This is a genomic window from Pseudomonas sp. HLT2-19-2, assembly GCF_054898005.1.
This window is the reverse complement of record NZ_CM142712.1, coordinates 2,183,403-2,207,155: the sequence shown is the minus strand read 5'-3', so window position 1 is coordinate 2,207,155 and position 23,753 is coordinate 2,183,403. Positions and strand designations below refer to the sequence as shown.

The window sequence follows — 23,753 nt, the reverse complement described above, 5'->3', positions numbered from 1 at the left end:
ATCAATCTTCCTTGTCTTTCAATAACTGGCCAGTGATGGCGTCGAGGTCCAGTTCGCGGACCACCCCTTCGGTGGTCAGCAGCTCGACTTCATAAACGTAGACGTCGTGTTTCTCTTCAAGCTCGGCTTCCAGCAATTTGGCCCCGGGATAGCGGTCCAGCGCTTGCTGCAACAGCTGCTCCAGCGGCAGGATCACGCCCTGTTGACGCAGGCGCAGGGCCTCGTCCTGATCCAGGTCGCGGGCCATGACCACCGAGCAAAAAGCCAAAAGCGCCAGAGCCATTCGACCGCTCGCGCACCGATGTGAAAAAGAAGACACCTTCATTACGTATCCTGATGATCCTTGAGAACCTGCCCGCTGACAGCGTCCAATTCCAGGTCCCACTCAAGGCCCTGCGGGTCGCGCAATTCCACCTGATAAATGTACTTGCCGTACTCTTCTTCCAGCTCGGTTGCAGTGATCTTTGCACCGGGATGTTTGGCCAGAGCGGTGGCATTGAGCTTCTCGAAAGACACAATGGTACCAGCGTCACGCAGTCTCAGGGCTTCGTCGGGGCCGAGGTCGCGAGCGTGGGCGATGCTGGCGGTCATGCCAATGATGGACGCGGTGAACAGGGCAGTCAGGGTTTTCATGGGATGTCTCCGTTTTTTTTGTGTGTTGCCGGTGTAAGCCACCTTAGCGATCTGAACTTAACTGAAACTGAATTGCCATCATTGGTCATGACAACCTGACATCAATATCAGGCAGCTACATTGATCGGGGGCGACGCGTTTATAATCCGCACGTTCGCCAACTATCGAGACCGGCATGACCGCCATCCACATCAAGTTCCCCTCCCTGATCCTCAGGGCCGGCCCTCGCGCCTTCGCGCGCATCCGTGAAAACGGTTTGAGCGCCGCCGATGTCGGCACACTGCCAGGTGCCGCCGGTGGTCCCAAGGCGTTGGGGATTCAAGGTCTGGACCTGGCGTTGTTCGGTGAATGGCTGCCGGCGGCGCCCCGGGAACGTTCGCTGATCGGTGCGTCGGTGGGTTCCTGGCGCTTCGCCAGCGCTTGTCTACCGGATGCCGCCGAGGGCATCCGCCGCCTCGGTCACCTCTACACCGAGCAAAACTTCGCCAAGGGCGTGACCATGGCGCAGATCAGCCAGAGCTCCCGGCGCATGCTCGATGACCTGCTCGACGGCCGCGACGCCTCGATTCTGGACAACGCTCATTACCGACTGAACATCATGGTGGTCAAAAGCCACGGCTTGTTGGCGGACGATCATCGCGGCCGACTGGGGCTGGGCCTGTCATCGGTAATCGCCGACAACCTGCGGGGGCGCGCGCGGTTGTCGCGGCATTTCGAACGGCTGATCATCCACGATCCGCGCCTGGCACCGCCGGTCAATGCACTGAACGACTTCCCCTCGCGCTTCGTTGCGCTGAAGGTCGGCAACCTGCGCCAGGCCTTGCTCGCCTCGGGCTCGATCCCGATGGTGATGGAGGGCGTGCGTGACCTGCCGGGCGCAGGTATAGGGACGTTTCGCGATGGCGGTCTGTTGGACTATCACCTCGACCTGCCCTACAGCGGCAACGACATCGTGCTCTATCCGCATTTCACCGACCGGGTCATCCCCGGCTGGTTCGACAAGACCCTGCCCTGGCGCCGCGCTTGTCCTGCGCGTTTGCAGGATGTCCTGTTGCTGTCACCGTCGAAGGAATACCTGGCGCGCCTGCCCTACGGAAAACTCCCGGACCGTAACGACTTCAAGCGCTTCATGGGCGATGCACCGAGCCGGCAGAAATACTGGCGTGCAACGATGGATGAAAGCCGTCGTATGGGCGATGAGTTCCTCGAACTGGCCGCCAGCGGTCGCCTCGGGGAGCGCTTGCTGACCCTTTAGTCAGTGTTTTCCCGCAATGCCAAACGCAAACTGTTAAACTCGCCGCCTGCCCAAATCGCCGCGGCGATCGCCACCTGACAGAGCTCAAACCCCTTGGAAATCTTCAAAGAATTTACCTTCGAATCCGCCCACCGCCTGCCCCACGTGCCGGAAGGCCACAAGTGCGGCCGCCTGCACGGTCACTCGTTCAAAGTGGCGATCCACCTCAGCGGCGACCTCGATCCGCACACGGGCTGGATCCGCGATTTCTCGGAAATCAAGGCGATCTTCAAGCCGCTCTACGAGCGTCTGGACCATAACTACCTGAACGACATTCCCGGCCTGGAAAACCCGACCAGTGAAGTCCTGGCCAAATTCATCTGGAATGAATTGAAGCCTCTGCTGCCGGAGCTCAGCGCGATCCGTATCCACGAGACGTGCACCAGCGGCTGTATCTATCACGGCGAGTGAGCCGATAGATCAAAAAAACCACCGAGACCGGTGGTTTTTTTATGCCTATGCTTTTGGCTCGAACACGCCAAGAGGACACGCGCATGGCTGACTGGCCGCTGGCTCAGACCTATCGCTTCAACGGGCACTCCGTTCGCTACGCCGTACGGGGTGACGGCCCGCCGTTGGTGTTTGTGCATGGCACGCCTTTCTCTTCTGACGTGTGGCACCGGATTGCGCCGCACTTCATCTCAAGCGCGAAATCCCGGACGACGAACTCGCGTCTTACATGCAGCCGTGGCGGGGTGATCCGCGGCAAGCGGCGTTCTATCGGCAGATCGCGCAGATGGATGAGCGTTATACCCGTGAGGCCGAAGGGCTGTACCCGACGATTCGCTGCTCGGTGCAGATTCTTTGGGGGGAAGGCGATCAATGGATTCCCATCGGGCGTGAGCGGGCGTTGCATCAGATGATTCTGGGGTCGCAATTTCACCCCATTCCCAATGCAGGGCATTTAGTACAGGAAGATGCACCGGAAGCGATCGTCGCGGCGCTTCTTAAGTTTTTGCCCCTACAAAAATCCCACTGAAAAAACCGGATTAAATGTGGGCTTGCTCGCGATATAGGGGTCCGGCCTGGGCGCCTACGCAGTCGGCACCGTCGCCGCGTTCAGCTCGCCATGGGTCGCGCCGCTGGTAGGGATTGCCGCTGCCGCGCTAACGTATGTGCTTATTGACCGGTGTGCTGGGTGCCCGTACTGCCAACGCACCATTACAAGATCTATAAAAGGATTCGCCTGATGCACATCATCAACGCCCGCCTGCGCAACCAAGATGGCCTGCATGAGTTGCACCTGGAAAACGGCCTGATCAGCAGCATCGCCCGACAGACCGAAGCACCGACCCTGGGCCCCGATGATCTGGACGCCGGCGGCAATCTGGTGGTGCCGCCCTTCGTCGAGCCGCACATCCACCTCGACGCTACGCTCACTGCCGGCGAGCCGCGCTGGAACATGAGCGGCACGCTGTTCGAAGGCATCGAGTGCTGGGGCGAGCGCAAGGTGACGATCACCGAGGAGGACACCAAAACCCGCGCCAAGAAAACCATCCAGACCCTCGCCGCCCACGGTATCCAGCATGTACGCACCCACGTCGACGTCACCGACCCGCAGCTCACTGCGCTGAAGGCGATGCTCGAGTTGCGCGAGGAAAGCCGTCACCTGATCGACATGCAGATCGTTGCGTTCCCGCAGGAAGGCATCGAATCGTACCGCAACGGTCGGGCGTTAATGGAAGAAGCAATCCGCATGGGCGCCGATGTGGTCGGCGGCATTCCGCATTTCGAGTACACCCGCGATCAAGGCGTGAGCTCCGTGAAATTCCTGATGGACCTGGCCGAGCGCACCGGTTGCCTGGTGGACGTGCATTGCGATGAAACCGACGACCCGCACTCGCGCTTCCTAGAGGTGCTGGCCGAAGAAGCCCGCAGCCGCGACATGGGCTCGCGGGTCACCGCCAGCCACACCACGGCCATGGGCTCTTACGACAACGCTTACTGCGCCAAACTGTTTCGCCTGCTCGGGCATTCGGGGATCAGTTTTGTCTCCTGCCCCACCGAAAGCATTCACCTGCAAGGGCGCTTCGACAACTTCCCGAAACGCCGGGGCGTGACCCGAGTGAATGAATTGCTGGAAGCGGGGATGAACGTGTGTTTCGGCCAGGATTCGATCGTCGACCCGTGGTATCCGCTGGGCAACGGCAACATCTTGCGAGTGCTCGAAGCTGGCCTGCACATCTGCCACATGCTCGGTTACCGCAACCTGCAAAGCGCGCTGGACCTGGTCACCGACAACAGCGCCAAGGCCATGAACCTCGGTGATCGGTATGGACTGGAACGCGGACGGCCGGCGAATTTGCTGATTCTGTCGGCGGACAGCGATTACGAGGTGATCCGCAGCCAGGGCCTGCCGCTGTATTCGGTGCGTGATGGCAAGGTGTTGATGAAGCGGCAGATGCCGGTGGTGGAATGGGCGGATCAGCTCTGAAGGGATGTTGACCCTGCGGGCCCCTTCGCGGGCAAGCCTCGCTCCTACATGGGACTGCACTTGTAGGAGCGAGGCTTGCCCGCGAAGGCAATCTTGAATTCACCCCATCCACCGCGCCGTGCCGAACAACCTGACCCGACTCAATTCACCACCCATTTCCTCCAACAATATCGGCGCCGTACCGCCGGGCATCACCACCTTCACTTCCCCGGCACTGACCCAACCCACCCGCCATGCGGCGCAAGCCACCGCACTGGCGCTGGTGCCGGACGAAGCTGTCGGCCCTTCTCCGCGTTCAAATACTCGCGCGACAACTCGCCCTTCAGACTCAAGCATCGCCCATTGCAAATTGATCCCCACCGGACACGGGCGCCCTGCCCCGGTCGGCATGGCGTAGGCAATGTGCGTCAACCCTGCGGACAATCCCGGTGCGCGCATCTGCTCATTGGCCGGCAATGCCCCGGCATCGTCCACAAGGGTCACGCAGTGCGGATTGCCGACCCGCACGAACTGGCTGCGAGACCAGGCCGGCTCGAGTGCCGACAGCGGTTGAACGTGGCTGAGCTCGCGACCGTTGAAGGCCACGCCCGCAACGCCTTGCGCGCTGACCGCCCCCGGCCCGAACGCAGGTTTGCCCAGATCCAGCCAGAAACCCTGCACGCCATCGACCTGCGCTGTGTTCGCCAATGTTTCACCCGGAGAAGGCGTATCGGTCTTGTCGTGATGAACCCTGAGCAGGCACGCCTCGTATTCCGGGAACAGCCTCTGGTCGCTGAGCGCCTGGCAAAAAATCGTCAAACCATTGCCACTGCGTTCGGCCAACGTGCCGTCGGTGTTGACGATCAACAGATCGAACGGCGGCGCTGATTGAAAGGGCCCCACCAGCAGCCCGTCGCAGCGATGGTTCTTGCTGCCGGGTGGTTGCGCGCCCGGCGCCCAGGCACAGAAGGCCTCGATGGCCGATAACGCCCATGCCGCACGGGCTTGCGCCGCCAGGCTGGCCTGTTCCGGCAAATCAATCCCGAAGCGACGCACCGCGTCAGGCGCCACTACCGCGTAGATGTTGCCCCGAGCATCGTAGAACGGCGTCATGGCGCCTCCTGTACAAACATCGAAGGCGACAACATATCGCGAAACCGCAACGGGCTGTGCAAGGATGTCACCCTGCCTGACCGCGAACCTCGGCGGACGCTGATCGAACCCTCACCGGTGAGTCACTGTCCCTTGGGTACGCGACGTTTTTTACCAAGGATTGATATGACCAACCTCAACACCCAAACCGAATTTGTTCCCGGACGCCTGGAGCAAATGTCCACGCGCATCGCCTTTTTCATTGCCGGGTTAGGCATCGCGGCGTGGGCGCCACTGGTGCCCTACGCCAAGGCTCGGGCCGGGCTGGATGAAGGGACGCTCGGTTTGCTGCTGTTGTGCCTGGGGGTGGGGTCGATTCTGGCGATGCCGATGGCGGGGATGCTGGCCACGCGTTTCGGCTGTCGCCGGGTGGTGAGCGCCGGGGTGCTGCTGATCTGTGCGGCCCTGCCGATGTTGGCGACGGTGTCGACGATTCCGGCGTTGATTGTCGCGTTGTTCATGTTCGGCGCGGGCCTTGGCACCGTGGATTCGACGGTAAACCTGCAAGCGGTGATCGTCGAACGGGCCAGCGGCAAGACCATGATGTCAGGCTTTCATGGGCTGTTCAGCCTCGGCGGGATTGTCGGTGCGGCGGGCGTCAGCGCCCTGCTCGGCTTCGGGGTTTCACCGCTGGGGGCGACGCTGGTGGTGATCGTGATGCTGCTGATCGCCCTGTTCAAGGCCGCGCCACACCTATTGCCTTACGGCAGCGAAAGTTCGGGGCCGGCGTTTGCCGTTCCCCATGGCATCGTGCTGTTCATCGGCGGGATGTGTTTCATTGTGTTCCTCGCCGAAGGCGCGGCACTCGACTGGAGCGCTGTGTTCCTGGCACAGGAGCGCGGGATCGACACCGCTTATGCGGGGCTGGGTTACGCGGCGTTTGCGTTGACCATGACCGTCGGACGTTTGACCGGTGATTCGATCGTGCGTCGTCTCGGCGCTACGCGGGTGATTGTGTTCGGTGGATTGACGGCCGCAGCAGGCCTGTTTGTGGCGACGTTCGCACCAAGTTGGGAAGCGGCGCTGGTGGGTTATGCATTGTTGGGGATTGGCTGCTCGAACATTGTGCCGGTGCTGTACACCGCGGTGGGCAAACAGACGGTGATGCCCGAAAGCATCGCCGTGCCGGCCATTACCACGCTGGGATATGCCGGAATTCTTGCGGGGCCTGCGTTGATCGGGTTTATCGCCCATGGCAGCAGTTTGAGTTTTGCCTTTGGGTTGATGGCCGTGTTGCTGGTGGCGGTGGCCATTGGCGGGAAGGTGTTGAAAGTCTGAAAGCGAAAAGATCGCAGCCTCCGGCAGCTCCTACATTTGGATGGCGTACATCCTGTAGGAGCTGCCGGAGGCTGCGATCTTTTGATCTTCAGCCGTTAAGACGGTGCGCCGCCGGCAGCAAATCAGCCGGCAACACGCCAAACGGCGCCCTTTTTCTACGTTGAAACGTGCACCTGCAGTCGTCGTCCGACGACATCCATCAAATCACAGCCATCGCGCAGTGAAGTCACCAACACCCGCGCCAGCTCACTGTGGACACCCTCGCCAAACGCAAAGCTCTCCAGCAGTTGCGTTGCAGTACGAATGCGATAGGCCGCGGTTTCATGCAACACGTCCAGTGGTGCTTCAGTGTCAATCAGCAATGATGGGACGTTGCAGTCGATGCCGGTAACAGGCATGTATCGATCCATGACGAAAAACCTCCATTGGGGAAAGGCACACGATTATTCAGCGTTGGCAGTTGGACGAACTTCAGACGATCCTCGGGGCGGCTCCAGGTTGTCCAGCGCTCGATTGACCAGCAATTCGCCCAGCGCGGACAGTTGCTGAATACCCACAATGACATGGCGACGAGGGCCTTCCAGTTCACGGGCGAGATCGGTGGCCATGACACTGAGGGAGGCGAGGGTTTCAGAGGCGTGACAGAGCAGGGATTCCATGTCGACATCCGGAACGACGGCGAAGAAATAGTTAGCAGACTCGGGACGTGTGTGCTTGCGCAGGGGCACGCTGACGAGTTGTTCGGTGACTTTGGTGGGATTGGATGAATCGACTGTGTCGTTGGGGGAATCGTTTGGTGATTCCGCAGATTGGGTGGCGGATTTTTTCATAACAGAGCTCCTTCCGAAGTTAAAAAATGCAAGTCCCAAACTGCCAGCCGGGACAAGGCTGTTTACTGTACGCGTGTTATTAGAGAGGTAAAAACATTAATAATAAATTTAACTTTGTTAATCAAACAAATGAACATTTGTGCAAAAAGATGATTATAAGTGGTTAATATTTGTGCATCCCTGCGCAATACGACAGCTACAAAAAATAGACGATATTGCTCGCTGCAAACTGTGTCGCACATAAACTTACTCTTACTTCCCCATTTCTGTAAGAAAATTCTTTATTTTACCGGCACGCCCCGCAGCGAAACATTATCTAACATTTGCCCACCGTGCGTCCGACATTATTTTGTACATACTTCATGCATGAAAGGACGCAGGGCTCCCAAAAATAGGATCACCATGACTATTTCGTTTAGATCGGGAGATTTTTTTGCAGCAACAAATAAATGGTAATTCTCAATGCACAGAAAAGAAAAAACAGAGAACTTAAAAAACAACATCAAATACTTAATAAAAAGCCGAGGAGAGACGCAGTTATCTTTGTGCAACTCCATTGGCTTAACCAGAACCACGATATACAACATATTGGAGGGAAAGGTTGTAAACGTTCAACAGTCGACAATTCGCAAAATTTCTGATTTTTTTGGCGTCTCATATAAAGAAATAGAGAGCGTAGATTTTCAGGAAAAAGAAATTATAGAAAACAGTGTTTCCATGCAAGGAAACATGAACCCATCGGCAGTACCCATAATTAAAGAGAGTTTGCTAATTCAAAGTCTAGAAAAAAGGATTGGCGAGCTAGCCACACTTCATCCCCTGACATACTACTTTGGTATAGCGTGCAATTTAATCGGCGTGCTTTTGGAAAACGAAATCAGTGGTGCCAATGAACCTGGCGACTTGTTGATAATAAAAAAGGGGGGCTCAAATAATGATAGAGAAAAGCTGATGTACGACAAAACAACAAAAAGATTATTTATAACCAGCGAAAGTTTCTTTGATTCTGATGTCGTTTGCGCCGTGGGAGAAGTTATAGAGGAAAGATTTAATGGCTAGTAAGAGCGCAATCGAAAATAGCAGGTACAAACTATTAGGATTTGAAAATAGCAAAGAACTCGCAGTAATTATGATTATTTCCACAGGAAAAGTTATCAAGGTGAATCTAGGCAAACTCATAAAAAGCGACATACTAGACAACTTAAACAAAGCGGAAATAAAAGACATATATAGAAAATTCTATTCGCGCGGGACTGCGTTGACAGCCTACGAAATGACCGACCGCCATGAAAAGTCGTGGACCATGTACGTGCTACTAAACCTTCTACTTTTCACGCTTTACATTTTTGCAAATATCGGCGCAGCGAAACCCGTTTACTTGGAGCAATTTGATATTGTTGTTACGCCGGGAGTTTTTCTGTATCCGCTGACGTTCTTAATAGTTGATTTGTTAAATGAATTTTACGGACTTAGACTTGCTAAAAAAGCTATTCTTTTTGTATTTTCATGCAACATCTTTATTATGGTGTTGCTTGGCGCATCGACCTACTTTCCGGGTCTACCTGGCTGGAAACTTGATGCATCCTATAACGAAGTTATTGGCCACGTGTCATCTATCTTAGTAGCGTCCTCTGTCTCATTTCTAATTTCCGAATACGTAAACTCGTATCTGCTTTGCAGAATAAAAGAACTCACGAACTCCAGATTTCTATTTTTGCGAGTGTTTTTCAGCACTTTCTTTGCGGTAATAATAGACAGCTTTATTTTCTGCTATATTGCATTTTACGGCTCCATGCAAAATAGCGAACTACTTAATATCATCTATATCCAGATAGTGATAAAAATGTTTTTTGCTGTTTTTAATATTTTTCCAGCATATGGAGCAAGATCACTATTTCAGAAATGTATGCCAAGCCGATAAACGTGATGCAATGAATTTCATCGTACATCGGCAATGCATGGATCAAGCAGGTGGTTGAGTCTTGTCCGCCGCTGAAAACGATAACGGCCTTTCTGTTCATGGTTCGTTCTTCCTTGGGGGTGCCCCGGCAGGGTGCCGGGACCGTTGACCCTACCGGGAAGCTCAGTTTCTGGGTGTGGGAGATTTCCGAAATGACCGTCTCCGATTTCCGTTTGTATTAGTTCTTTGTTGAACTGGACAGCCGTCATGAACGCCAACGTTTGCTGCCTGAACCCGCCAACAGCAACGCCAATGCGCCGCACAGCACCAACGTCTCACCCAATGCCTGTCCCCAGGCTGCCAGCATCAGCCCACCGCCAATTAACAAGTAGTAGAACAATCCAAATAACGCGCCAGCCGTGCCCAATCGATCACCATAGTTCGCCAATGCCGAGCCAAGGATATTCGGGATCGCCATGCCAAACGCCAGCACCACCAGCAGCATCGGCATTACAAACAGACCGCTGCCCTGCATCAGCCAAACGCCGCCACCGCCCGCCAATGCCAACACCGCCGCCAGCCGGATCAGCTGCAAACCATTGAGCCCTCGATGCAGCAGGCGTTTGTTGAGCCAGGCGCCGAGGCCGGAGCCCAAGGCCAGGATTATCCCGCTGTAACCGAACAACTGCGCACTCAAATCCAATCGCTGAAACATGAAGGGACCGAGGCTGTAATAGCTGAACAGGGCAATATTGAATAACGCCACCAACAGCGTCGAGCGCCAGATATCGCGGTCCTGGAGCATTTGCCGCAACGTCTCGAACAGCGCAGGCGTTGTCAGATTCAGTGGACGGGTTTCCGGTAAGGTCCGCAGGCACCACAGCCACAACACCAAGGACAGCAGCAGGAGGCATCCCAACACGCCGCGATAGCCGAAGCCTTGCGCCAGGCTCGCCCCGGTGAACAGGCCAATCGCCGGGCTGAGCGCCAGCGCGATGCCCATCACCGAAAACACCTGCGCCAGTTCCGCACCCTTGAAACGGTCGCGCAGCACAGTTTGCGTCACGACCGAGCCGACCGCCGCACCGAACGCGGCCAGCGCCTGAGCCATCAACAGGGCATCGAAGGTGCGCGCATTCAGCGCCAGCATCGAGGCACCGGCGTACAACGCCAGCCCGGCGAGCATTGAGGGACGACGGCCGATGCGGTCGCACATCCGCCCCCACACCACCACGCCGAAGGCGAAAGCCAGAAAATACACCGAGAGGGTTTGCGCCGCCTCTTGCGGCCCGACGGCAAAGGCACGGCCAATGTCTGCCAGCGCCGGGCTGTAAAGAGTTTGGGCGATCTGCGGAAACATCAGCAAGGCAATCGCCAATACCAACAGGCTTTTGGAGTTCATCACGACTTCACTCTTCCAGGAAAAACTGGCGAGCAGTTTAAGAAGCCGTGATTGGCGTATTATCCAAACCCTGCCAATTAATCGTTGAAATCGGACAATCCATGGCCTGGCTCAACGCCCACGCGCAATTCGATCCCGATAGCTACCCCGCGTCGGTCATCGGCATCGCCGCAATCTTGGGCGATCACGATTCCGGACTGCATCAGCATGAACGCGGGCAGTTGCTGTTCACCCGTCAGGGCTGCACGCGCATTACCCTTGCGCAGCAGTTGTGCCTGCTGCCCCCCTCTCGCGCCGCGTGGATTCCACCTGGGGTTGCCCACCGCGCGGTGATGCAGCAGAGCGTCGACTATCGCTCGATTTACCTGACACCGGCGTTGTGCACCGAGCTGCCGCAACAGGTCTGTGTGATTGAAGTCAGCCCGTTGCTGAGGGCGGTGTTGGAACCGATAGCCATCGCTGACTTCGACACCGATTGGCAGCAGGGCAAATTCATTCATCTGTTGGGTCTGTGCCTGAGCGAAATCCGCGACGCCGTGCAGCAACCGATGCTACTGCCATTGCCCCGGGACAAACGCTTGGCGCCGCTGCTCGCAACGCTCGAGATGCTGCCACCGGAACTTCACGCCCTGGAACAACAAATCGGAGCCAGTGGCCGAACCATCGGGCGAATCTTCCAGCGTGAAACCGGCATGGGCTATCAGCAATGGCGCCAGCAATGGCGGCTGATGCGCGCCATCGAACTGCTCGCTACCGGGCGGAACATCAGCTACAGCGCCTTCGACCTGGGGTTTGCCAGTGACAGCGCGTTCATCGCCTTCTTTAAGGACATGACCGGCATCACCCCTGGCCATTGGCCCAAGTAAGCACCTGACGACCGGCAGTGGAAATCATTTGCCACTATTTCTCCATGACCCGCATGCCCAGCCTTGAAACCAACGGGTGATCATTCATGCCGACGTGCTCTCGGGCAGATCATGGTCTGCTTCATCCTCGCCACGGCGATGGTGCCCTTGATGCGCAAGGAGCAACCACCGACGGCGCCGAGTGCGGATGCTCATTAAGCCGTTAGTGTTACTCCTGAGGCATTTTGCGGAAGCCAACCGCCAGGCGGTTCCAGGCGTTGATGGTCGTAATGGCCACGGTCAAATCGACCATTTCCTTGGGACTGAACTCGGAAGTAGCCAGTTCGTAATCTTCGTCCGGAGCATGGGTCTGGCTCAGCAGCGTCAAGGATTCGGTCCAGGCCAGCGCCGCACGTTCACGCGGGGTGAAGAACGGCGTTTCACGCCAGACCAACACCGCGTACAGCCGACGTTCGGTTTCACCACCCTTGCGGGCATCAGCGGTGTGCATGTCGATGCAGAAGGCGCAGCCGTTGATCTGGGAAGCGCGCAGCTTGACGAGCTCAATCAACGACTTTTCCAGAGGCAGCTTCGACACAGCGGTTTCCAGCGCGATCATGGCTTTAAGTGCGTCAGGGGAAGCGGTGTAGAAATCGATACGCGGTTGCATGGTGGCTCCAGTCACAAAAGGTGTGGAGCTACGTTAATCGCGCACTGACCTGCAGCAAATAGCCAATTATTGGGAAGTTGAGGATGCCAATCGGCGGGCAAAAAAATAGTCCATATGGGTAATTGCCATCACGCCACCGACACCACTAGAATGCGACTCATTCTTGATAGCGCGGCCAGGATGCCGGAAACGAGTACCTCCTGCCCATGTCGTCCTCATCCGAAATGCCTTTGCCACCTACTATTTCGCCGAATTCCGAATCGCGCTGGCACCTGGAGTCCTTGTTGTGGGAAATGCCGGAACAGGCGCGCGAAGCCTTTCTGCTCTCCCAGATTCACGGACATGGCCGCGCCCGATTCGCAGCGCAACAGTCGGCGCACAAAAAACCGCTGACGCGTCGACAAACCCTGGCTTATCTAGCCTTGCTGTTGATAGCCGGTCCCGTTGGTATGGTTTGGCAACATGCGCCGTTCGACTACTGGAACAGCCATGATCGAACTTTGGTCAGCGAACAGCTTATTCGCCAGGCGCCTACTGACGGCTCATTCGATTGCACCCGCGCCCATGACCTTCGAGCCCCTACGCTCGCTTGCGCAGCCACTGCAAAAATCCCTTCTGCACAACCTTAGGCGCTTCTTGAGTCAACCTCTGGGCCTTATGCTGATCGCGGGTCTTGATCGCGGCCATCGACTGACCAGCCCCAAAGGCATCGCGCCACACTGGGATTAAGCGTCAGTCCCTCTTGAGGCTCTGATCCAGGCGTGCCATGGCGTGCTGCAATTGATCGACGGCTTCGTCGATCAACGTCGCGCGCCCCTCGGCGCAGGCACGCTCCAGATGTTCGCAGCACTCGATCAAACGTTCTGCACGGACCATGCGCGCACCACCTTTGATGCGGTGCGCCAGGTCTTGCAGACGGTGACAATTGCCACTGACGTGCGCTGCAAGCAGATCATCGCGATCGTAGAGGTTGGTCACGGCCAGTTCGCGCAACAATTGATTGATCAGCGTCCGGTCGTCACCGACGTATAGCTCCAGGCCGCTCAAGTCGATCTCGGACGTTAATTGATCTTCAACCGGCGCTGGCAGCTCACTCACAAATCGAGACGCCAACCAGGCACGTAAATCCGCCAGCCGGATCGGTTTGAACAGGCAGTCATCCATGCCCGCCTCCAGGCAGCGGACCTTCTCTTCAGGTTGTGCATTGGCGGTAAATCCCAGAATCAGCGTCGACGGCAATCCATGGGCACGCTCTTCATCGCGTATCGCACCTGCCAGCTCATAACCACTGACCACTGGCATATTGCAGTCGGTGATGACCAAATCGAGCTCATGTTCGCGCCACTGCGCAAGACCGCGCTCGCCGTTCTCCACCTCCAGCACACGATGCCCCAGATAGCTCAGCTGGCGTGAGAGCAACAATCGATTGGCCGGGTAATCGTCGACCACCAGAATCGTCAGCGGCCGGGTCAGCACCTGCAAACCGCTATCCACCCACTCGCGGGGCAACAACGGTTGCAACGCGATCAGATCAAGGCGGACTTCAATCTGCGTCCCCAGTCCGAGAACGCTGACGAGCTGCAATCGGCCGCCCATCATTTCGCACAGAGAACGGCTGATGACCAGCCCCAGGCCGGACCCGTTACGGCCGGACTGCTGGCTGTTGCCGGCCTGCACGAAAGGGCTGAACAATCGCTGTTGATCGACCAGACTGATACCGATGCCGCTGTCCTCAATGCGCACACTGACTGCCAGATGCCCCGGCAACCCCGGGTCCACTTGCAGCGTCAGGCTCACCTCACCTTCACGAGTGAACTTGATCGCATTGCTCAGCAGATTGGACAGCACCTGCTTGAGGCGCGTGGGGTCGACCAACACGTCACGGTCGCTGTGCTCACCCAATTCCACTCGCCACTGCACATTCTTCTGCCGTGCCAGGCCTTCGAACACCTGGCACACTGACGCCACGAGTGTCCGCAGATTCGCTCGCGCAGGGGTCAACGACAAATGCCCTGATTCAATGCGGGCGATGTCCAGGATGTCGCCAATCAACGCCAGCAATTGCTGCGCGGCTTCGGACGCCACCTCAATGGCAGAACGGTCAGTGACGCCCTCCTCCGCTTGCTTCAGCGCCAATTCGAGCATGCCGATCAGGGCATTCATCGGCGTGCGGATTTCATGGCTCATGGTCGCCAAAAAAGTGGTTTTCGCGCGGTTGGCATCGTCGGCAGCGTTCTTGGCGTCCTGCAATTGCCCGAGCAGTTGTTGGCGCTGACGGATCTGCCGACGCTGCCAGGCAATCCACACCAGTGCGAGCAACAACAAGGTGCCGGCCGCAGCAAATGCCTGGAAAATCCCTTCGCGATGGCGCAGCCAATAGCTGTCATCCACCACCACATCATTGCTCCAGCGGGCCACCAGTTTGTCCATCTCCTGGGGCGGAATGCTCAGCAACGCCTTGTTTAGAATCGACTGCAACTGCGGCGCATCACGGCCGATGGCCAGGGCGATGCGCGCCGGTTCATCGCCCACCGTACTGCTGATGCGCAGATGCTCGCGGTAATACCGGGCAATCAGGTAACGGGTCATGAACAACGAACTGAGCGCGGCATCGGCTTGCCCCTTCATGACCAACTCCAGACCTTGGGCCGGGTTTTCGACATCCACCATCCGCACACCCGGTGCCTTTGCCTGAATGAACGAGCGCATCGGATGGCTGTGGTAAATCGCCAGGCGTTTACCGGCCAGATCGTCCAGCGTCCTTGGACTACCGGGGCTGATTGCACTGACCAACGTGTACGGATTCGTCACGTAAGGGCTGGTAAAACGCAGCTCGGCGACGCCTTCGGTTGTGGGGATGATGGCGGGCAACACGTCGATCGCGCCAGCCTTGAGTCGCTGGATTTGCTGGTCCAGGGAGTGCCCCCGCAGCACGTTGAAGTTCAAGCCGCTGCGCTGGCTGATCAGCGTCAGCAATTGCGCCGTCAACCCGCTGAATCGCCCCTGGGCGTCGTAAAACGTCAACGGCGCAAAATTCTCGACCACGCCGACATTCACCGTCGGGTGCTGATCCAGCCAGCGCTTTTCACTCGCGCTCAGACTCACGCGCTGCTGCCCCATCATTTTGGCCTTGCCCGCGCTCCAGCGATGCTCGATGGCCGAGCGTTGATCCATGGGGATCGCCGCCAGGGCCTTGTCGACAATGCTTTTCAAACGCACATTGCCGCCAGCCAATGCGAAACCGAAAGGGTTAGCGTCGAGGCCGGACGGCCCCACCAAGTGAACGTTATTGAGATTGTTGTAGTTGACCATGTAATTGGCGCTGATGAGGTCACCGAGGTAGACGTCATCCTGCCCGTACGCCACCGCCCCAAGCGCATCGACCACCGAGGCATAACGTTGCAGGCTGGCCTCGGGATAGAAGGCTTCGACGGTCTGCGACGGCAGATAGTCATCGACCATGGCGATGCGTTTACCCGCCAGATCGACGGGCATCTGCTCGTCCACTCGGCTCACCAGAATGGGCTGATCTTCAGCATAAGCACTGGATAGGGTCAGCTCGGAGTCCGCCACCTCGAAGTTGTTTGATGTCCCGAGCAGATCCAGATCATCACGTTTAAGTGCCTCCATGGCCGCTTCACGGGTGCCATAACGCAGCACGTCGATCTTGATGTGCAGCAGTTGCGCAAGCAACTCAGCGTAGTCGGCGGTAATGCCCTCCAGCTCATCGTGTTTGCGCGTCACTTCGAACGGCGGATAGTCCGGCCCGCTCACGCCAACGCGCAAAACCCGTTTGCTGCGCAGCCATTGCCAGTCCTTTTCATCCAGTTTGACCCGATAGCCCTCAACGGTGGAACGCCCCAGCAAATGCAAACGCTGTGGTTCGTCGGCAACTGCAGCCGCTGCTCCCAGTACACACAACAACAGAGCCCACAAACAATTGCGCATGATCAGGCTCACTCAGATCAGATGATTACGCTTTGCAAAATCCCTCAGGTGCACCGACGCTTCCACGTTGAGTTTTTCAATCAAACGGGTCTTGTAGGTACTGACGGTCTTGTGGCTCAGGTGCATTATGGCGGCGATCTCCTTGTTGCTCGTGCCTCGGGCCAGATGCTGAAAGATGGCCAGTTCGCGGTCGGAGAGTTTGTCGATCATCTGTTTTTCGCTGAGTTGCAACGTGTTCAGCGACGCCGACGCGCAGGGTAGCTGGGCAAAATAGGTATAACCGGCCATCACGGCATGAACCGCTTTGTGCAATTGCTGCAAAGTATTGGTCTTGGCGACATAGGCCGCGGCACCGGCACGCATGCACCGATCCTGATAGAACATAGGCTCCTGCGACGTGAAGACCAGCACTCGGCACGGCACCTGACAGGCCCGGATCCGCGCCAGCACATCCAGACCGTCGCCACCGGGCATAACCAGATCCAGCACCACCAGATCGGGTGAATGCTCCCGGACAATCGATAAAACCTCGTTACCGCTGGACGCTTCGTATATTTGTTTGAAGCCTTCTTCTTTCAATACCATTTTGACCGCGGCACGGACCACCGGATGATCGTCTCCAACCAGTACTGACGGCACTGACTTCATGGCAACTTCCTGTGCAAAAAACACGACGATTGAGAGATCAATGCCCATGAGCCCGGCCCGGTTAAACGCACCGGTTGCGCAAAACTTTTGCATGGAAATCCGGATGCAACTACCTGACAGAAATGACAGTGCCGACGAACGGTAGATCAGGATCGATGACCGCCATCAGCCGCTGGATGGACGCCAGATCAGGCAACGTTGCATGGCTCACCTGAACGGGCTGTTGAACGCAAGCAGAAATGGGCGGCAACTGCGCCTGCTGGCCGTCGTAGACCAAGGCGTGATGAACCTGTGGGTTATCGAGAAAAAAATCAAACAGGTTCAACGCTTTACCCACCAGCGATGCATTGATGACCACCAGATCAAATGGCTCGCAACCGTAATCGACCAGGGTCAATAGCTCTTCCAGGCTGTGCACCGGTGCTATCCGGTGGTAATCGAGTTGATTGAACAGTCGCTCAACCTTCATGCGGTGAAAATGCAGCTCGTCGGCGATCAGGATACGTAAGGCTTTGTTCGACAACAGGGGCCCCCAGGAGGTGTCGGATTCGTGAGGGCGCAAGGCTACGGAAGACCTGTCGCGTTTTCTGTAGGACCTTTCCTAAATGTGCACGCTTTACTGCCAGCCAAACCGGCGAATGTAGAAGCGGTGCGGATCATGTGCACGATCAGGGTCTGGGTCAGCAGCCCGACCACGAACCAAGCCGGACTGGAACAGGGTTTGATGGTCCAGGGTGTTGGCGTCGAACACGTACCGCATCAAGGCAAACGTGGTGATGTCGAAGATTGAGCTGATCGGTCCGCAAAACAGCATGAAGCGACCGACGTCCGCCAGCTGCCAGCGTTGTGGTTTTTTCAGCATGTCCTCGTCGACGTTATCGAACGGGATGCCGATCTGCGAAGTGCGAGCAATGTCAGCAGCAGGTTGAACGGGTTTTTGTAGCAGTGCCATAGGTGAGACTGTGGGTCTCCGCTATTGATTGAAAACGCACGAAGCTTACGCCCCCGATTTCTGGACAGTAACGATGCAAAGGCGTGTAGTAGGGGAATCGCGAGGTTCTTCAGGAAGGGTTCAGCTTTCGAGATTTGTGGTGCTCTTTCGGGCCCCCTTCGAGCAAGCCTGTTCCCACATTGAATCTCGGTCGTACACAGATTCTGTACTCACTGAAGATCTACTGTGGGAGCGGGCTTGCTCGCGAAGACTGACTATCAGGCGCAGAAAATCTCAGCTGGCAGTCGCCAACAGCAGGTCCATCACCGAACGTCCCTGCCCACGTGCCTTGCCATGGTTATACAACGAACCGGCAATTTCATCGGCGCGGATCGGCAGGATCGACAGCAAGGTGTCGCTCAAGCCGTGGCTGGCCTGGCAGAAGCCCTGCATATAAATGCCAGCCTTGCAGCGCTCGTCTGTGATCAGTTTGTAGTTGCGATCGACTTCGAAATCACCTAGGTATTGTTCCAGCGGCGCCAGCAGTTTGCGGTGCATCTGGCGCTCGTAACCGGTGGCCAAAACCACGGCGTCGTAATGACGGACCGTGACTTCACCCGTGGCGTTGTTGCGTACTGCCAACTCGATACCGCGCTCGGTGGCGGTGGCTTTTTCGATCGTGGTCAGGGTGCGGAACGCATGGCGCGCGATGCCCGACACTTTCTGACGATAGAAGATGCCGTAGATGCGTTCGATCAGGTCGATGTCCACCACTGAATAGTTGGTGTTGTGGTACTCGTTGACCAGTCGCTCGCGCTCGCTGCTTGCCTGCTGGAACACCAGGTCAGTGAACTCCGGCGAGAACACTTCGTTGACGAACGGGCTGTCGTCCGCCGGCTTCAGGGCCGAGCCACGCAGGATCATGTCCACCTGCACCGACGGGAAGCTGTCGTTCAGATCGATAAAGGCTTCCGCCGCGCTCTGCCCGCCGCCGATGATCGCGATGCTCATCGGCTGGTTGTTCACGCACGGTTGCTTGGCCATCTGCGCCAGGTACTGGGAGTGGTGGAAGACGCGGCTGTCACTCTTGAGTGCCTTGAACACTTCGGGAATGCGCGGTGTGCCGCCGGCGCTGACCACCACCGAACGGGTAGTGCGAACGTGTTGATGACCTTGGGTATCGCGCGAGATCACCCGCAGTGCTTCGACCTGCTGGTTGTGCAGCACCGGCTCGATGGTCAGCACTTCTTCGCCGTAGCGGCTCTGTTCGGTGAATTGCCCAGCGACCCAACGCAGGTAATCGTTGTACTCCATGCGGCACGGATAGAAGGTGCCCAGGTTGATGAAGTCCACCAGACGACCGTGATGCTTGAGGTAATTGACGAACGAGTAAGGGCTGGTCGGGTTGCGCAGGGTTACCAGGTCCTTGAGGAAGGAAATCTGCAACTCGCTCTGGGTCACCAGGGTGTTGCCGTGCCAGCGGTAGTCGGCCTGCTTGTCGAGAAACAGAACATCCAGCTCGCCCTGACTCGGCCCGCGCTCTTGCAGAGCGATGGCCAGCGCCAGGTTCGAAGGGCCGAAGCCGACGCCGATCAGGTCGTGAACGATGGGCGATGCAATTGCCTGTGTCATTTCCAGTGTCCTCTGGATGAACCCCTCAACCGCGGGGAATAAGCCTAAGTGACCTGACCGGCCTTGAGCAGGACAGCAAGTCGTCTGTTGAAGGGAACGAGGACAATGAAACAAAATTTAACGCAATTTTGATGAAGCAGAAAAGATCAATGGGCATCCCATTGGCGCATCCGCACCCGGCAATGCTTCATCGCATTGACGATGTGTTTCTCCACCAGGGCCCGGGAGATGCCCAGGTGTTCGGCGATCTCCGGGTGCGACAGGCCATCGATCTTGCGCAGCAGAAAACTCTCGCGGCACAACCGTGGCAATTCCGCCAATGCACGCTGGAGCATCTCCAGCCGTTGGCCGTGATCGAGGCTGTGATGGGGGGATGGCGTGAAGTAGCGCTCGTCGTTGTCGAGCACTTCCAGGGATTCGACCTGACGCAGGGCATTGCGCCGATGGTCGTCGATCACCAGATTGAGTGCGGTGCGATACAGGAACGCCCGAGGCTGCTCGATTGGCGTGTCGCTGGAACGCTCCAGAACCCGCAGATAAGCGTCATGCACCACATCTTCGGCCACCTGACGGTTGCCCAGCTTGGCGTTCAAAAAACACACCAGCTCGCGATAGTAGTTTTCCAACATGACTCCCGGCCGCAGGGGTGCGGTTTCTATCCTTGAGCCAGATCGACGACCGCCGAAACAGGCAGTGGCACGATAGTGGCAGTTCGAGGTGCGTAATTTATAGTAATTCTCATATAGATTTAAAGTATTGCTTCGCCTTGCCCGACAAATAGTAGGAGCTGCCGCAGGCTGCGATCTTTTGATCTTCGGCGTACCTGGACGCGCAACAGATCAAAAGATCGCAGCCTGCGGCAGCTCCTACAGGTGTTACGCCATATGTCCGAGCCTAAATCCCCCGGTACTTTCTTCGTTTACAGGACAGCTCCCCGTCTCTGTCGGCCCCCCGACAGCGCTCTGCTGCTGCCCGTTTTTGCGCACAGATTGAACGACGGGCCGATATTCATTGGCCGGAACCCTGCATGAAACGTCCCCGACAGACCCGACGCGCCCTGCTTGTAGCACTTTGTCTGATCCCCGTTATCGCCGTCGCCGCCTGGCAGATCATCCCGCCCGGCCGCGACCAGTTCGCCACCGTTCAGGTCACCCGCGCCGACATCGAAAGCAGCGTCACCGCGCTGGGCACTCTGCAACCTCGACGCTATGTCGACGTCGGTGCCCAGGCGTCCGGGCAGATCCACAAGATCCACGTGGAAGTCGGCGATGGGGTGAAGGAAGGCCAGTTGCTGGTGGAAATCGATCCCTCCACGCAGCAGGCCAAACTCGACGCCGGGCGTTTCTCCATCGAAAACCTCAAGGCACAGCTGCAGGAGCAACGGGCGCAGCACGACCTCGCCCGGCAGAAATTCCAGCGTCAGCAGAACCTCAAGGCCGGTGGCGCGACCCGTGAAGAAGATGTGCAGACCGCCCAGGCCGAACTGCGCGCCACCCAGGCCCGTATCGACATGTTCCAGGCACAAATCCGCCAAGCCCAGGCCAGTCTGCGCAGCGATCAGGCGGAATTGGGTTACACCCGAATCTATGCGCCCATGAGCGGAACCGTCGTCGCACTCGACGCCCGTGAAGGCCAGACCCTCAACGCCCAGCAGCAGACGCCACTGATTCTGCGTATCGCCAAGCTGTCGCCGATGACCGTCTGGGCCGAGGTGTCGGAAGCGGACATCGGTCACGTCAAACCGGGCATGACGGCCTGGTTCACCACGCTCAGCGGCGGTAACCGTCGCTGGAACAGCACCGTGCGGCAGATTCTGCCGGTGCCGCCCAAGCCGTTGGACCAGACCAGCCAGGGCGGCGGCAGCCCCGCGAGTTCGAGCAAAAGCGGCAGCGCTCGCGTGGTGCTCTACACCGTACTGCTGGACGTCGACAACGCCGACAACGCGCTGATGGCGGAAATGACCACGCAGGTATTCTTCGTTTCCAACCAGGCGAAAGACGTGCTCACCGCACCCATCGCCGCCCTGCAAGCCAGCACTCAAACCGACAACCAGACCGCGCAGGTCGTCGCAAAAAATGGCCGCATTGAGCAACGCGACGTACGCACCGGCATCAGCGATCGCCTGCGGGTGCAGATCCTCGACGGCTTGCAGGAAGGCGATCACCTGTTGATTGGCCCGGCCGACGGGAGTGGCGGCTGAATGCAGACGCCCCTGATTGACCTGCAGGACATCCGCAAAGCCTACGGCGGCGGCGATTCACTGGAAGTTCACGTGTTGCGCGGCATCGACCTGTCGATCCATGCCGGAGAGTTCGTGGCGATCGTCGGTGCATCCGGCTCCGGCAAGTCGACGCTGATGAACATCCTTGGCTGCCTCGACCGTCCGACCTCGGGCGAATACCGCTTCGCCGGGGAAAACGTTGCCGCACTCGACAGCGACGAACTGGCCTGGCTGCGCCGCGAAGCCTTTGGTTTTGTCTTTCAGGGTTATCACCTGATCCCGTCCGGTTCGGCCCAGGAAAACGTCGAGATGCCGGCCATCTACGCCGGCACGCCGGTCGCCGAACGCCACGCCCGCGCTGCCGCCCTGCTCGACCGTCTCGGCCTGGCTTCACGCACCGGCAATCGTCCGCACCAGCTCTCCGGCGGCCAGCAACAACGGGTATCCATCGCCCGAGCCTTGATGAACGGCGGCCACATCATCCTCGCCGACGAACCCACCGGCGCCCTTGACAGCCACAGCGGTGCCGAGGTCATGGCCCTGCTCGACGAACTGGCGAGCCAGGGCCACGTGGTGATCCTCATCACCCACGACCGCGAAGTGGCGGCCCGGGCCAAACGCATCATCGAAATTCGCGACGGGCTGATCATCAGCGACAGCGCCCGGGACAACCCCGAAGTACAGGCGTCGGCCAATCCCGGCGCGCTGCAAGCGGTGGACTTGCGCAAGCGCCTCACCGAAGGCGCCGAAGCCACCGGGGCCTGGAAAGGCGAACTGGTCGATGCCGTGCAAGCCGCATGGAGGGTGATGTGGATCAACCGCTTTCGCACCGCGCTAACGTTGCTCGGGATCATCATCGGCGTCGCGTCGGTGGTGGTGATGCTGGCGGTGGGTGAAGGGAGCAAGCGCCAGGTGATGGCGCAAATGGGTGCGTTCGGTTCTAACATCATTTACCTCAGCGGCTCATCGCCAAACCCGCGAACACCGCTGGGCATCGTCACCCTGGATGACGTCGCTGCGGTGGCGAGCCTGCCGCAGGTGATGCGGATCATGCCGGTCAATGGCCAAGAGGCCGGGGTGCGTTTCGGCAACCTCGACCACTTGAGCTACGTCGGCGGCAACGACACTAACTTCCCGGCGATTTTCAATTGGCCGGTGGTGGAAGGCAGCTATTTCACTCAAGACGATGAGCGTAATGCGGCGGCGGTCGCGGTGATTGGCCACAAGGTGCGCACCAAGTTGCTCAAGGGCGTCGCCAACCCGATCGGCCAGTACATCCTGATCGAGAACGTGCCGTTCCAGGTGGTCGGCGTACTGGCCGAAAAAGGCGCCAGCTCCGGCGACTCCGACAGCGACGACCGCATCGCCATTCCGTATTCCGCTGCGAGTGTGCGGCTGTTCGGCACCCACAATCCCGAATACGTGGCCATCGCCGCGGCCGATGCACGCAAGGTCAAGGAGACCGAAAAAGCCATCGAACAATTGATGCTGCGATTGCACAACGGCAAAAAGGATTTCGAACTGACCAACAACGCCGCAATGATTCAGGCCGAGGCACGCACGCAAAATACGCTGTCGCTGATGCTCGGCTCGATTGCCGCGATTTCGTTGCTGGTGGGCGGCATCGGCGTGATGAACATCATGCTCATGACCGTGCGCGAACGCACCCGCGAGATCGGTATCCGCATGGCCACCGGCGCGCGCCAACGCGACATCCTGCGCCAGTTCCTCACCGAAGCGGTGATGCTTTCGGTGGTCGGCGGGCTCGCCGGGATCGCCCTGGCGCTGATCGTCGGCGGCGTGCTGATCCTCAGCGAAGTCGCTGTCGCGTTCTCCTTGATAGCGGTGCTCGGCGCCTTCGGCTGCGCCTTGGTCACCGGTGTTGTCTTCGGCTTCATGCCGGCCCGCAAAGCTGCCCGACTCGACCCGGTCACGGCCCTTACCAGTGAATGATCT

22 protein-coding genes and 4 pseudogenes are annotated in these 23,753 nt (G+C 58.1%); 12 read left to right on the top strand and 14 right to left on the bottom strand.

What is annotated here, in order from left to right; all coding sequences use genetic code 11:
* Position 1: 1 nt before the first annotated feature.
* Both ACYZTU_RS10155 and ACYZTU_RS10150 read right to left on the bottom strand, forming a co-directional pair.
* Entirely contained in the window at positions 2 to 325 is a 324-nt protein-coding gene (locus ACYZTU_RS10155; protein WP_461969854.1) for a PepSY domain-containing protein, read from the bottom strand.
* Complete coding sequence (locus ACYZTU_RS10150; RefSeq protein WP_461969852.1) at positions 325 to 633, bottom strand: PepSY domain-containing protein; 309 nt, start codon at positions 631 to 633, stop codon at positions 325 to 327. The genes ACYZTU_RS10155 and ACYZTU_RS10150 overlap by 1 nt, the downstream gene beginning before the upstream one ends.
* Positions 634 to 808: 175 nt before the next feature.
* Between ACYZTU_RS10150 and ACYZTU_RS10145 the strand changes: the two genes are divergently transcribed.
* From ACYZTU_RS10145 to codA, 5 genes and pseudogenes are all read left to right on the top strand, one after another.
* The gene (locus tag ACYZTU_RS10145; RefSeq protein ID WP_461969850.1) at positions 809 to 1,888 is read left to right on the top strand and encodes a patatin-like phospholipase family protein; all 1,080 of its coding nucleotides are present in this window, start codon (positions 809 to 811) and stop codon (positions 1,886 to 1,888) included.
* 93 nt (positions 1,889 to 1,981) lie between these two features.
* On the top strand, positions 1,982 to 2,338 hold the full coding sequence (gene queD, locus ACYZTU_RS10140; RefSeq protein WP_081744008.1) for a 6-carboxytetrahydropterin synthase QueD: 357 nt from the start codon (positions 1,982 to 1,984) through the stop codon (positions 2,336 to 2,338).
* 83 nt (positions 2,339 to 2,421) lie between these two features.
* Positions 2,422 to 2,906, top strand: a pseudogene (locus tag ACYZTU_RS10135) (alpha/beta fold hydrolase).
* A gap of 43 nt (positions 2,907 to 2,949) precedes the next feature.
* Positions 2,950 to 3,103 (top strand): annotated as a pseudogene (locus ACYZTU_RS10130) (cytosine permease); the annotation flags it as partial.
* A gap of 13 nt (positions 3,104 to 3,116) precedes the next feature.
* Positions 3,117 to 4,361 (top strand): cytosine deaminase, encoded by a 1,245-nt coding sequence (codA, locus tag ACYZTU_RS10125; RefSeq protein ID WP_461969848.1) that lies wholly within the window; start codon positions 3,117 to 3,119, stop codon positions 4,359 to 4,361.
* 99 nt (positions 4,362 to 4,460) lie between these two features.
* Here codA and ACYZTU_RS10120 read toward each other — a convergent pair whose 3' ends face one another.
* Positions 4,461 to 5,453, bottom strand: coding sequence for a diaminopimelate epimerase (locus tag ACYZTU_RS10120; protein ID WP_461969846.1), 993 nt, complete (start codon positions 5,451 to 5,453; stop codon positions 4,461 to 4,463).
* 165 nt (positions 5,454 to 5,618) lie between these two features.
* Between ACYZTU_RS10120 and ACYZTU_RS10115 the strand changes: the two genes are divergently transcribed.
* Entirely contained in the window at positions 5,619 to 6,770 is a 1,152-nt protein-coding gene (locus ACYZTU_RS10115; RefSeq protein WP_461969844.1) for an MFS transporter, read from the top strand.
* 155 nt (positions 6,771 to 6,925) lie between these two features.
* Here ACYZTU_RS10115 and ACYZTU_RS10110 read toward each other — a convergent pair whose 3' ends face one another.
* Entirely contained in the window at positions 6,926 to 7,180 is a 255-nt protein-coding gene (locus tag ACYZTU_RS10110; RefSeq protein WP_461969842.1) for a hypothetical protein, read from the bottom strand.
* 33 nt (positions 7,181 to 7,213) lie between these two features.
* The gene (locus tag ACYZTU_RS10105) at positions 7,214 to 7,600 is read right to left on the bottom strand and encodes a DUF6124 family protein (RefSeq protein WP_461969840.1); all 387 of its coding nucleotides are present in this window, start codon (positions 7,598 to 7,600) and stop codon (positions 7,214 to 7,216) included.
* A 462-nt stretch (positions 7,601 to 8,062) separates the two neighbouring features.
* On the opposite strand from ACYZTU_RS10105, the gene ACYZTU_RS10100 reads away from it, so the two are divergent.
* The gene (locus ACYZTU_RS10100; RefSeq protein ID WP_461969838.1) at positions 8,063 to 8,659 is read left to right on the top strand and encodes a helix-turn-helix transcriptional regulator; all 597 of its coding nucleotides are present in this window, start codon (positions 8,063 to 8,065) and stop codon (positions 8,657 to 8,659) included.
* Positions 8,652 to 9,521 carry a queuosine precursor transporter gene (locus ACYZTU_RS10095; RefSeq protein ID WP_461969836.1) on the top strand — a complete coding sequence of 290 codons (870 nt, stop codon included), beginning with the start codon at positions 8,652 to 8,654 and terminating at the stop codon, positions 9,519 to 9,521. Before ACYZTU_RS10100 ends, ACYZTU_RS10095 begins: the two co-directional genes overlap by 8 nt.
* On the opposite strand, the pseudogene ACYZTU_RS10090 reads toward ACYZTU_RS10095, so the two are convergent.
* A pseudogene (locus tag ACYZTU_RS10090) lies at positions 9,520 to 9,621 on the bottom strand (7-cyano-7-deazaguanine synthase); the annotation flags it as partial. The gene ACYZTU_RS10095 and the pseudogene ACYZTU_RS10090 sit on opposite strands and share 2 nt — an antisense overlap.
* Positions 9,622 to 9,765: 144 nt before the next feature.
* Entirely contained in the window at positions 9,766 to 10,902 is a 1,137-nt protein-coding gene (locus ACYZTU_RS10085) for an MFS transporter (protein ID WP_461971000.1), read from the bottom strand.
* Between the two features lie 101 nt (positions 10,903 to 11,003).
* Here ACYZTU_RS10085 and ACYZTU_RS10080 point away from each other — a divergent pair, with 101 nt between their 5' ends.
* Complete coding sequence (locus tag ACYZTU_RS10080) at positions 11,004 to 11,768, top strand: AraC family transcriptional regulator (protein WP_461969834.1); 765 nt, start codon at positions 11,004 to 11,006, stop codon at positions 11,766 to 11,768.
* A gap of 208 nt (positions 11,769 to 11,976) precedes the next feature.
* Here ACYZTU_RS10080 and ACYZTU_RS10075 read toward each other — a convergent pair whose 3' ends face one another.
* Positions 11,977 to 12,417: a carboxymuconolactone decarboxylase family protein gene (locus tag ACYZTU_RS10075; RefSeq protein WP_461969833.1), complete on the bottom strand. Its 441-nt coding sequence runs from the start codon at positions 12,415 to 12,417 to the stop codon at positions 11,977 to 11,979.
* Between the two features lie 206 nt (positions 12,418 to 12,623).
* Between ACYZTU_RS10075 and ACYZTU_RS10070 the strand changes: the two genes are divergently transcribed.
* Positions 12,624 to 13,046 carry a hypothetical protein gene (locus tag ACYZTU_RS10070; protein WP_461969831.1) on the top strand — a complete coding sequence of 141 codons (423 nt, stop codon included), beginning with the start codon at positions 12,624 to 12,626 and terminating at the stop codon, positions 13,044 to 13,046.
* Positions 13,047 to 13,149: 103 nt separating this feature from the next.
* Here the strand turns inward: ACYZTU_RS10070 and ACYZTU_RS10065 are convergent, their stop codons facing one another.
* The 6 genes and pseudogenes from ACYZTU_RS10065 to ACYZTU_RS10040 form a co-directional block, all read right to left on the bottom strand.
* The gene (locus tag ACYZTU_RS10065; RefSeq protein WP_461969830.1) at positions 13,150 to 16,365 is read right to left on the bottom strand and encodes a transporter substrate-binding domain-containing protein; all 3,216 of its coding nucleotides are present in this window, start codon (positions 16,363 to 16,365) and stop codon (positions 13,150 to 13,152) included.
* Between the two features lie 12 nt (positions 16,366 to 16,377).
* Entirely contained in the window at positions 16,378 to 17,013 is a 636-nt protein-coding gene (locus ACYZTU_RS10060) for a response regulator (RefSeq protein WP_461969828.1), read from the bottom strand.
* 109 nt (positions 17,014 to 17,122) lie between these two features.
* Positions 17,123 to 17,536 carry a response regulator gene (locus ACYZTU_RS10055; protein WP_461969827.1) on the bottom strand — a complete coding sequence of 138 codons (414 nt, stop codon included), beginning with the start codon at positions 17,534 to 17,536 and terminating at the stop codon, positions 17,123 to 17,125.
* Between the two features lie 125 nt (positions 17,537 to 17,661).
* Positions 17,662 to 17,914 (bottom strand): annotated as a pseudogene (locus tag ACYZTU_RS10050) (cation transporting ATPase C-terminal domain-containing protein); the annotation flags it as partial.
* 324 nt (positions 17,915 to 18,238) lie between these two features.
* On the bottom strand, positions 18,239 to 19,576 hold the full coding sequence (locus tag ACYZTU_RS10045; RefSeq protein ID WP_461969825.1) for a lysine N(6)-hydroxylase/L-ornithine N(5)-oxygenase family protein: 1,338 nt from the start codon (positions 19,574 to 19,576) through the stop codon (positions 18,239 to 18,241).
* A 146-nt stretch (positions 19,577 to 19,722) separates the two neighbouring features.
* Positions 19,723 to 20,205, bottom strand: a complete 483-nt coding sequence (locus ACYZTU_RS10040) for a sigma-70 family RNA polymerase sigma factor (RefSeq protein WP_461969823.1) — start codon at positions 20,203 to 20,205, stop codon at positions 19,723 to 19,725.
* 398 nt (positions 20,206 to 20,603) lie between these two features.
* Here ACYZTU_RS10040 and ACYZTU_RS10035 point away from each other — a divergent pair, with 398 nt between their 5' ends.
* Complete coding sequence (locus ACYZTU_RS10035) at positions 20,604 to 21,776, top strand: efflux RND transporter periplasmic adaptor subunit (RefSeq protein WP_461969821.1); 1,173 nt, start codon at positions 20,604 to 20,606, stop codon at positions 21,774 to 21,776.
* A complete protein-coding gene (locus ACYZTU_RS10030; protein WP_461969819.1) occupies positions 21,777 to 23,750 on the top strand; it encodes a MacB family efflux pump subunit in 1,974 nt (657 codons plus the stop codon).
* Positions 23,751 to 23,753: the final 3 nt, after the last annotated feature.